8 protein-coding genes are annotated in these 10,241 nt (G+C 71.0%); 5 read left to right on the top strand and 3 right to left on the bottom strand.

Features of this window, described 5'->3' with window-relative positions; translation table 11 throughout:
- On the top strand, positions 1–436 hold a 436-nt coding region (locus ACFQ4O_RS04000), incomplete at its 5' end, for a M10 family metallopeptidase C-terminal domain-containing protein (protein ID WP_378774355.1).
- Between the two features lie 61 nt (positions 437–497).
- On the opposite strand, the gene ACFQ4O_RS04005 is transcribed toward ACFQ4O_RS04000, so the two are convergent.
- Positions 498–674: a hypothetical protein gene (locus tag ACFQ4O_RS04005; protein WP_378774356.1), complete on the bottom strand. Its 177-nt coding sequence runs from the start codon at positions 672–674 to the stop codon at positions 498–500.
- A gap of 48 nt (positions 675–722) precedes the next feature.
- On the opposite strand from ACFQ4O_RS04005, the gene gloB reads away from it, so the two are divergent.
- Both gloB and ACFQ4O_RS04015 read left to right on the top strand, forming a co-directional pair.
- A complete protein-coding gene (gene gloB / locus ACFQ4O_RS04010) occupies positions 723–1,490 on the top strand; it encodes a hydroxyacylglutathione hydrolase (protein WP_378774357.1) in 768 nt (255 codons plus the stop codon).
- Positions 1,487–1,927 carry a cupin domain-containing protein gene (locus tag ACFQ4O_RS04015; RefSeq protein WP_378774358.1) on the top strand — a complete coding sequence of 147 codons (441 nt, stop codon included), beginning with the start codon at positions 1,487–1,489 and terminating at the stop codon, positions 1,925–1,927. Before gloB ends, ACFQ4O_RS04015 begins: the two co-directional genes overlap by 4 nt.
- Before the next feature lie 366 nt (positions 1,928–2,293).
- Here ACFQ4O_RS04015 and ACFQ4O_RS04020 read toward each other — a convergent pair whose 3' ends face one another.
- Positions 2,294–5,467, bottom strand: coding sequence for an efflux RND transporter permease subunit (locus tag ACFQ4O_RS04020; RefSeq protein WP_378774359.1), 3,174 nt, complete (start codon positions 5,465–5,467; stop codon positions 2,294–2,296).
- An 18-nt stretch (positions 5,468–5,485) separates the two neighbouring features.
- Complete coding sequence (locus tag ACFQ4O_RS04025) at positions 5,486–6,655, bottom strand: efflux RND transporter periplasmic adaptor subunit (RefSeq protein WP_378774361.1); 1,170 nt, start codon at positions 6,653–6,655, stop codon at positions 5,486–5,488.
- A 180-nt stretch (positions 6,656–6,835) separates the two neighbouring features.
- Between ACFQ4O_RS04025 and ACFQ4O_RS04030 the strand changes: the two genes are divergently transcribed.
- Together ACFQ4O_RS04030 and ACFQ4O_RS04035 are read left to right on the top strand one after the other, a co-directional pair.
- Positions 6,836–8,314, top strand: a complete 1,479-nt coding sequence (locus tag ACFQ4O_RS04030; RefSeq protein WP_378774362.1) for a protein adenylyltransferase SelO — start codon at positions 6,836–6,838, stop codon at positions 8,312–8,314.
- Between the two features lie 560 nt (positions 8,315–8,874).
- The coding region (locus ACFQ4O_RS04035) for a type I polyketide synthase (protein ID WP_378774363.1) at positions 8,875–10,241 on the top strand (1,367 nt) is incomplete at its 3' end.

A 10,241-nucleotide genomic window follows, 5' to 3' on the forward strand; every position in this document is an offset into this window, starting at 1 on the left:
GTTCGGCGGTCGGGGCGACGACACGCTGAACGGACTTGGCGGCAACGACGAGCTGAACGGCGGAGCCGGAAACGACATCCTGATCGGGGGCGCTGGCGCGGACATCCTGCGCGGCGGCGCTGGCGCCGACACCTTCCGCTTCGTGGACAAGCCGACCTCAAGCTCGGGCGTGGACACGATCGTCGACTTCGCCCACGGCGTCGACCGGATCGAACTGGACAGCGCGGCCTTCACGGCGCTGTCGGAAGGGGCGCTCTCCGCAAGCGCGTTCCATCTCGGCGCCGCCGCGGCCGACGCCTCGGACCGGCTCATCTACCACAAATCGTCCGGCTCGCTGTTCTACGACGCGGACGGCACGGGCTCGATCGCCGCGATCAAGATCGCGACGCTCACCTCGAACCCGACGCTGTCAGCCTCCGACATCTTCGTGTCGTGAGGTGACGCGGACGACGGGCGCGGCTTAGGCCGCGTCCGCCCTTCGCATGTGTCCGGGCGGCTCACCGCTCGGGCCATGTCCAGGAAAACGCCTCCTGGCCCTCGGCCAGCGATGTGCGCAGCGCGAGGCTTCGGGCGCCTTCCCGCCGCAGCGCGGCGGCGAGCGCGATCAGCCGGCCGCGCGGGGGCCGCAGCAGACCACGGAGCGCGCCGTCCGTCAGCGCACGCCCTTGACCCACGGGCCTCGACCGCTAGCCTCTCGGCCCCGTCGCAAGCCCGGAGCGCGCATGTCCGCCGAGATCGTCCTCATCCCCTGCCTCAGCGACAATTACGCCGTGCTGCTGGCCGATTCCACGTCCCACACGGTCGTCCTCGTGGACGCGCCGGAGGCGGGGCCGATTCTGGAGGCGCTCGACGCCCGCGGCTGGGCGCTGACCCATGTGCTCATCACCCACAAGCACGCCGACCACATCGACGGCCTGCCGGCGCTGATCGAGCGCTTCCACCCGAAGGTGTTCGGGCCGAAGGCGGAGGCGGACGCCATTCCCGGCCTCGACGTGTCGCTCGCCGAAGGCGACGTGGCGGAGGCCGGCCCGTGGCGGTTCGAGGTGATCGCGACCCCCGGCCACACCAAGGGCCACATCGTCTATCACGAGCCGCGCGAGGGCTGGCTGTTCGCTGGCGACACGCTGTTCGTCATGGGCTGCGGCCGCCTGTTCGAGGATACGCCGGAGGCCATGTGGCGCTCGCTCGGCAAGCTCGCGGCCCTGCCGGCGGAGACGCGGCTGTGGTGCGGCCACGAGTACACGCTTTCCAACGCCCGGTTCTCGGCCGGCGTGCTGCCGGAGGATTCGGCGATCGCGGCGCGGCTCGCCCAGATCGAGCGCAAGCGGGCGGCGGGCGAGCCCACGGTGCCGAGCACCATCGGCGCGGAGCGGGCCACCAACCTGTTCCTGCGCGCGGGCGAAGACCGGGTGGCGGCGGCGCTCGGCCTGTCGGGCGGGGACGCGGCCGCGACCTTCGCGGCGCTGAGGGAACGGAAGAACCGCGGATGACGGAGGCGCTCGACGCGGACGCGATCGTCCGGCTTCTGGGGCTCAAGCCGCACCCGGAGGGCGGGTTCTACCGCGAGACCTTCCGCGACCCCGCGACGGACGCCGCCGGCCGCTCCCGCTCCACCTGCATCTACTTCCTGCTGAAGGCCGGATGGTCGTCCCACTGGCACCGGGTGGACGCGGTCGAGACCTGGCACCACTACGCCGGCGCGGCGGTGGAGCTGTCGCTGTCGGCGGACGGCGTGGATGTGGAGCGCCTGCGCCTCGGGCCGGATCTCTCCGCCGGCGAACGGCCGCAAGGCGTGGTCCCGCACGGGGCGTGGCAGGCGGCGCGGAGCCTCGGCGACTGGTCGCTGGTCGGCTGCACCGTCGCCCCCGCCTTCGATTTCGCCGGCTTCGAACTCGCCCCGCCCGATTGGTCGCCCACGGGGGGCTGACGAAGGGGGGCGGTTTCGAGAGCGCGCTCAGCGTTATCCGCGACGCCCACTTCCCTTGTCCCGGCCTTGAGCCGGGACAAGGGAAGTGGGCGTCGTGGATTTGACGCTGCGAGCGCGTCGATGCTGGCGGCTTCGATGCGTGGGGCGCCGGAGCTTCGCGAGGCTGACGCTGCGGGCGCCGCCGTTCTTGTCCCGGCCTTGAGCCGGTACCCAGAGACGCTGGCTTTTCCGGAAAAGGCGCGACGTGCGGGGAGCTTTATTCTCCCACGGAGACGTTTCTGGGTCCCGGCTCAAGGCCGGGACAAGGAAAGAGGGCGCGCGTGACCGGGCTCGCTCACGCGTGCTCCGACGCGGCTCCCACGCCCCTCACTCCGCCGGCGCGAGGCGCGCGGGGGCGTCTTGAGTTTTGGGCGTGTCGCGCGCCAGCGCCCGGCAGGCGACGTAGAACAGCGGCGTGTAGATCAGGCCGAAGATCGTGACGCCGATCATGCCGTAGAACACCGAGGTGCCGAGCGACTGGCGCATTTCGGCGCCGGCGCCGCTCGCCAGCGCCAGCGGCAGAACGCCGAGGATGAAAGCGAGCGAGGTCATCAGGATCGGCCGCAGGCGGGTCTTGGCGGCCTCGATCGCGGCCTTGGCGCGGCCCTGTCCGCGCTCCTCGTTCTGCTTGGCGAACTCCACGATCAGGATCGCGTTTTTGGCCGCGAGCCCGATCAGCACCACGAATCCCGCCTGCGCCAGGATGTCGACCGGCATGCCGCGGATGCTGAGGCCCGACACCGCCGCCAGCAGGCACATGGGCACGATCAGGATGATGGCGAGCGGCAGGGTCCAGCTCTCGTACTGGGCGGCGAGCAGCAGGAACACCAGCAGCACCGAGGCCGCGAACAGATAGAGCCCGGCGCTGCCGGCGAGCTTCTCCTGCAGGCTGAGCTCGGTCCATTCGAAATCGAAGCCGGGCGGCAGCGTCTCGGCCGCCACCTGCTCCATGGCGGTCATGGCGTCGCCGGAGGAGAAGCCCGGCGCCGCCGCGCCCTGAATCTCCGCCGCCTGGAACAGGTTGTAGCGCGGCACGCGATAGGCGCCGGTGATCTCGCGGAAGCTCGCGACCGAACTCAGGGGCACCATCTCGCCGGTGTCGCTGCGGGTGCGGTAGCGGCCGATGCCGTCCACGTCCTGCCGGAACGGGCCGTCCGCCTGCGCGGCGACGCGGTAGGTGCGGCCGAGCAGGTTGAAGTCGTTCACATAGGCCGAGCCGAGATAGACCTCGAGCGTCTCGAACACCCGGTCGGCGGGCACGCCGATCATCTCCGCCTTCACGCGGTCGATGTCGGCGAAGATCTTCGGGGTGCCGGTGTCGAACGGGGTGAACACCCGCGACAGCTCGGGCCGCTTGTTGGCCGCGGCGACGAGCTCGTTCGCCACCGCGCCGATTTCTTCGGCCGAGGCGCCGAGCTGGCTCGTCAGCATCATCTTGAAGCCGCCGGTGGAGCCGATGCCGCGCACCGAGGGCGGCAGCACGGTGACGATCTGCGCGTCCTGGATGTCGGCCAGCGCCGCGTTCACCTTGGCCCGCATGGTCGCGAGGTCGAGCCCCTGCGCGGCCCGCTCCTCGTGCGGCTTCAGCACGGTGAAGACGCGGCCCACATTGGAGGCGTTGGAGCCGGTCGCGCCGTCGATGCCGCTGCTCGACACCGCCACCTGCACCCCGTCGAGCCGCTTCAGCCGCTCCGCGACCTCGACCACGGCGGCGTCCGCCCGGTCGAGCGCGGCGCCCGGCGGCAGGCGCACGATGGTGACGAGCAGGGACTGGTCCTGATCCGGAATGAAGCCGGTCGGCGCGCGCATCAGCTGCCAGCCGGCGAGACCGACGAGGCCGAGATAGACCGCAAGCGCCAGCGCCGACACCCGCAGCAGCCGCGCGGTGAGCCGGCCGTAGCGGTCCGCCGTCCAGTCGAAGGCGCGGTTGAACTGGCGGAAGAACCACTGCAGCGCCCGCGCCGGCCAGAACCGCGGCCGCGCCGCCTCGCCATGGGCGTGGGGTTTCAGCAGGATGGCGCAGAGCGCCGGCGACAGCGTGAGCGACACGAAGGCGGAGATCAGCGTCGCGACCGAAATCGTGATGGCGAACTGCTCGAAGAACTGCCCCGGAATGCCCGGCATCAGCGCCGCCGGCGCGAACACGGCCATCAGCACCAGCGCGATCGCGATCAGCGCCACGCCTACCTCGTCCATGGTGACGTGGGCGGCCTGTTTCGGCGTCAGGCCGTTCTCCAGGTTCCGCTCCACGTTCTCGACCACGATGATGGCGTCGTCGACCACGATGCCGATGGCGAGCACCAGCCCGAGCAGGGAGATGGTGTTGAGCGAATAGCCGAAGGCGGCGAGCGCGGCGAAGGTGCCGACCAGCGACACCGGGATCGCCACGATCGGCACGATGGCGGCGCGCCAGCGCTGCAGGAACAGCAGCACCACCAGCGCGACCAGGATCACTGCCTCGATGATGGTGGCGTAGACCGCGTTGACCGAGGCCGAGACGAAGCGGGTGGGGTCGAAGTTGATGGCGTATTCAATCCCCGGCGGGAAATCCGCCGCGAGCTCCGCCATGGTGGCCCGCACCTCGTCGGCGGTGGCGAGCGCGTTGCCGCCGGGCAGCTGGAACACGCCGACGCCGACGCCCGGCGCGTCGTTGATGTAGGTGCGGTCGGTGACGGTCTGGCTCGCGATCTCGACCCGCGCCACGTCGCGCACGCGGGTGACGCGGCCGTTCTCGCTCTTGATGATCACCGCGCCGAACTGGGCCGGATCGGACAGGCGGCCGAGCGCCTCCACGTTGAGCTGGAACGCGCGCGAGGTGGCGGTGGGCGGCTGGTTGACCACTCCGGCGGAGATCTGCGCGTTCTGGGCGCGCAGCGCCGTCACGATCTCGCCCGCGGTCAGGTTGCGCGCCGCCGCCTTGTCCGGATCGAGCCAGATCACCATGGACAGGTCCTGCGCGCCCAGCATGCGCACGTCGCCCACGCCCTCGATGCGGGCGAGGCGGTCGCGGATCGCGAGGTTCACGTAGTTCGAGACGTAGAGCTGGTCGCGGGAGCCGTCCGGCGAGCGCATGTGGACGGCGAGCAGCAGGTCGGGCGAGGACTTGCGGACGGTGAGCCCCTGCCGCGACACGGATTCCGGCAGGCGGGGCAGCGCCAGCGACAGCCGATTCTGGACCAGCACCTGCGCCTTGTCGAGATCGGTCCCGAGCTTGAACGTGACGGTGGTGGTGAGCTGGCCGTCGCCGGTGGCCTGCGAGGACATGTAGAGCATGTCCTCGACGCCGTTGATCTGCTGCTCGATCGGCGTCGCCACCGTGTCGCTCACCACCTGCGCCGAGGCGCCCGGATAGTTGGCGCGGATGACGACGGTCGGCGGCACGATCTCCGGATATTGCGACAGCGGCAGCGAGAAGAAGCTCGCCGCGCCGATCAGCGTGATCAGGATCGACAGCACGACCGCGAAGATCGGCCGGTCGATGCAGAAATGCGCAAGCCGCATCGGCGTCGCCTCGTGGTGTCAGCTTGCGGGCGGGGCCGCGGGCTCGATGGCGCCGGGCTCCGGCCGCACGGTCGCGCCGACGCGGGCCTGCATCAGGCCGTTGATGACGATGCGGTCGGTCTTCTCGATCCCGGAGCGGATCACGATCAGGCCGCCCGGCTGGGGCGGGCCGACGCGCACCTTGCGCTGCCGCACCACGTTCTTGTCGTCGACCACGCGCACCACCTTCTCGATCTGGTCGCTCAGCACGGCGCGTTCCGGCGCGAGCAGCGCCTCGTAGGCCTCGCCCCGCGGCGCCCGCAGGCGGCCGAACTGGCCGGGCGTCAGCGCGGCGTCGGCGTTGGCGAAGGTGGCGCGGGCGCGGATGGTGCCCGAACCCGTCTGCAGGCGGTTGTCGAGGAAGTCGAGCACGCCCTGGCGGGGCCAGCCGTCCTCGCCGTCGCGCCGGGCGCTGACGGGGAGCCCCTGCGTCGCCCGCGCGGCGCCGCCCACCTGCCGCTGGCGGGCGAGCAGGTCGCCTTCGGAAATGTCGAACACGAAATAGAGCGGGTCCTCGGCGAGCACGGTGGTCAGCACCGTGGAGGCCCCGTCGCCCACCACCAGATTGCCGATGTCGATCCGACGGTCGGAGGCGCGGCCCTTCACGGGCGAGCGCACCTCGGTGAACTCGAGGTCGAGCCGCGCGCGGGCCACCGCCGCCTCAGCGGCCTTCAGCGCCGCGTCCGCCGCCTGCCGCTGCTGCACCCGCTGCTCGTGGGTGGCGACGGAGATGTTGGAGCTGGTGACAAGCTTCTGGCTGCGCTCTGCGTCGGCCTCCGCGAAGGCGAGCTGGGCGCGGGCGCCGGCGAGCTGCGCCTCCGTCTGGGCGAGCGCGGTCTGGTAAGGACGCTTGTCGATCACGAACAGCACCTGGCCCGCCTCCACCAGCGCGCCGTCGGCGAAGTTGATCTCGGTGAGATAGCCGGACACGCGGGGCCGAACCTCCACCGTGGCGGTGGGCTCGAACCGGCCGGTGAACTCGTCGTAATCCGTCACCTGCCGCACCAGCGGCGTGGCCACGGTGACGGCGGGCGGCGGCGGCGCGGCGGTCTGCGCGGTGGAGGAGCCTCCGCGGCCGAGGCCATAAAGAACGGCCGCGCCTGCCAGCGCGACGACGCAGACCGCTCCGAGGACGCGAACCGTCCGCATGCGACAGAACTCCCATGGCGCGCGACGCCGGCCGCGTTTGGACGAAAGTAGGTGAACGAACGAAGAAGAGCAGATCACGATGTCGTCGTCGATCGCGACATCGGGTCTCGACCTCGGTCCCGCCCCGGCCTAGCTGAAGGGACAAGCGATCGAAGGCCGATCCATCCGCGAGGCGCCGTTTTGCCCATCACCATCCGGTTCGACAACTCCTACGCCCGGCTGCCGGAGACGTTTCATCACAAGGTGGCGCCGACGCCGGTCGCGGCGCCCCGGCTGATCGCGCTGAACCGGCCGCTCGCGACGGAGCTCGGCCTCGACGCGGAGGCGCTGGACAGTCCGGAGGGCGCGGCGATCTTCGGCGGCGTCCGGGCGCCGGGCGGCGCGGAGCCGCTGGCCGCGGCCTATGCCGGGCACCAGTTCGGCGGCTTCGTTCCGCAGCTCGGCGACGGCCGCGCCATCCTGCTCGGCGAGGTGATCGACGTCCACGGCGCCCGCCGCGACATCCAGCTCAAGGGCGCGGGGCTGACGCGCTTCTCCCGGCGCGGCGACGGACGGGCGGCGCTGGGGCCGGTGCTGCGGGAGTATCTCGTCAGCGAGGCCATGCACGCGCTCGGCGTGCCCACCACGCGGGCGCTGGCGGCGGTGTCGACCGGCGAGGCGGTGATCCGCGAGCGCGTGCTGCCGGGCGCGGTGCTGACGCGGGTCGCCTCCAGCCACATCCGGGTCGGCACGTTCCAGTATTTCGCGGCGCTGGGTGATGTCGCCGGGCTCAGGACGCTCGCAGACCACGCGATCGCGCGGCATTACCCGGCCGCAGGCGACGCGGAGCGGCCCTATCTCGCGCTGCTGGAGGCGGTGATCGAACGGCAGGCGGCGCTGATCGCGAAATGGCTGCTGGTCGGCTTCGTCCACGGTGTCATGAACACCGACAACATGTCGATCGCGGGCGAGACCATCGATTACGGCCCCTGCGCCTTCCTCGACGCCTACGATCCGGCGGCCTCGTTCAGCTCCATCGACGAGTTCGGCCGCTACGCCTACGCCAACCAGCCGAACATCGGGCAGTGGAACCTGACGCGGCTCGCCGAATCCCTGCTGCCGCTGCTGGACCCCGATCCCAACGCGGCGCTGGAGCAGGCGCGGGGGCTGCTGAAGCGCTATCCGGAGCTGTTCAACGTCGCCTATCTCGACGGCCTGCGCGCGAAGCTCGGCTTCGCGGAGGGCCGGGAGGAGGACCTTTCGCTGGTTCAGGACCTGCTCGACCTCATGGCGCGGGACCGGGCCGATTACACGCTGACCTTCCGCCGGCTCGCCCGCGCGGCGGAGCGGCCCGAGGGCGACGCGGCGCTCAACGCCAGCTTCGCCGACGCGGCCGGATTCGACGGCTGGAGCGCGCGCTGGCGGGCGCGCCTTTCGGCGGAGGGGCGGGCGCCGGACGTGGTCGCCGCCGCCATGCGCCGGGTCAATCCGGCGATCATTCCCCGCAACCACCGGGTCGAGGCGGTGATCGCGGCGGCGGTGGAGCGCGACGATTTCGCGCCTTTCGAGGAGCTGAGGGCGGCGACGGCGGCGCCGTATGACGACCGCCCGGCCTTCGCCGCCTATGCGGACCCGGCGCCGGAGGACTTCGGCCCCTACCGCACCTTCTGCGGCACCTGATCCGCTCGGGCCGCGCCGCATCCGGGCGTCCGGCGTCCTGTCCCACGGCTCCGCGCCGCGCCGACGCCCGGAACACGCCCCCGCGCGGCCGACGACGCACGGGTGCGGCGCCGTCCGCAGGCGTCCTCCGATGGTCTCATGCCGGTGTTTTCGCGCGACGACATCAATCCGTAACGCGCTGCGGCGCCCGAAGGCGGGGCTTACGTAAAACTGCGTAGGTCTGGCGCCCGTCGTCGCGCGAACGTGAGCGGGAGATCACGTACTTGTCAGGATGAATCGCGCGGCCGGAGCCGGATGCGGCGTCGGGCGGAGAAAAAGCCGAGTTGTGATCGATCGATCTGTTTCTGGCATTGCGAACGCCGCGCCTGCGGTCTTGACGCTGATTGCAGATTTTTTTGTCATATACTGCGAATGTAGTTCAGTCATAAATCTTACTTTCCTCATTCTATACTCTCAAATTGTCATTTGACTGAAATAGTCATCTTCTAGAAAGCCCCAGGTAAGCAATTTTGTGCGCCGCGACATCTCGTGGCGCGCGCTCGACATTTGGGGGATGCATGATGTCGAAAGGCGCTGTGGGCGATCTCGCCCTCGTGGGAATCGGCTGCCGTTTTCCCGGCGGCGTGTCGGACGCGGCGAGCTACTGGCGGCTTCTGGCCGAAGGCCGCGACGGCGTGATCGAGGTTCCGCAGGACCGCTGGAACGTCGACGCCTTCTACGACCCCCGTCCCGCGGCGCCGGGGCGGATGTATGTCCGGGCCGGCGGGTTCCTGACCCAGCCGATCGATGCGTTCGACGCCGCCTTCTTCGGCATGTCGCCGCGCGAGGCCGCCTATCTCGACCCGCAGCAGCGGCTGCTGATGGAGGTCGCCTGGGAGGCGCTGGAGGACGCCGGCGTCGATCCGGACAGCCTCGCGGGCTCTGACACCGCCGTCTATGTGGGCGGCTTCATGGTCGACAACCTGCTCACCCAGTTCAGCCCGCTGAACCGCGAGCACATCGGCCAGCATTCGGCGGTGTCGTCCACGCTGACGATCCTCTCCAACCGCATCTCCTACCTGCTCGACCTGCGCGGCCCGTCCGTGACCATGGACACCGCCTGCTCGTCCTCGCTGGTGGCGCTGCACCACGCCTGCCAGTCGATCTGGCGCGGCGAGACGAGCCTCGCGCTGGTCGGCGGCGTCAACGTCATGCACCGGCCCGAGACGCTGATCGCCATGTGCAAGGGCGGCTTCCTGTCGCCGGACGGCCGCTCCAAGAGCTTCGACGCCCGCGCCGACGGCTATGGCCGTGGCGAGGGCGCGGGCGTGGTGGTGATCAAGCCCGCCGAGCGGGCGGTGGCCGACGGCGACCGCATCTACGCGCTGGTGCGCGCCACCGGCTCCAACCAGGACGGCCGCACCGAAGGCATCACCGTGCCGAACCCGAAGGCGCAGGAGGCGCTGGTGCGCGCGGTCTGCGCCGAGGCGCGGGTGGAGCCGTCCCAGATCCGCTACGTGGAGGCGCACGGCACCGGCACCCCGGTCGGCGATCCGCTGGAGGCCTCGGCGCTCGGCGCGTCGGTCGGCGCCGGCCGCTCGAACGGAAACGCCTGCGTGGTCGGCTCGGTGAAGGCCAACATCGGCCATCTCGAAGCCGCCGCCGGCGTCGCGGGCCTGATCAAGGCGGCGCTCTGCCTCACGCATCAGCAGATTCCCCCGGTCGCGAACCTCGAGAGGCCGAACCCGGCGATCGACTTCGACGGGCTCGGCCTCAAGCTCGCCACCGAGCTTCAGCCGATGCCGAAGGGCGCGGGGCCGGCGCTCGCGGGCGTGAACTCCTTCGGCTACGGCGGCGCCAACGCCCACGCCATCCTGCAGGAGCCGCCGGCGGCCGACGGCCCGGAGGCGGGTCCGGCGGGGCCGGGCGTGCTGCCGCTCTCCGCCCG

This window comes from Methylopila musalis (assembly GCF_042679725.1).
In the GTDB taxonomy this organism is placed as follows: Bacteria; Pseudomonadota; Alphaproteobacteria; order Rhizobiales; family Methylopilaceae; genus Methylopila; species Methylopila musalis.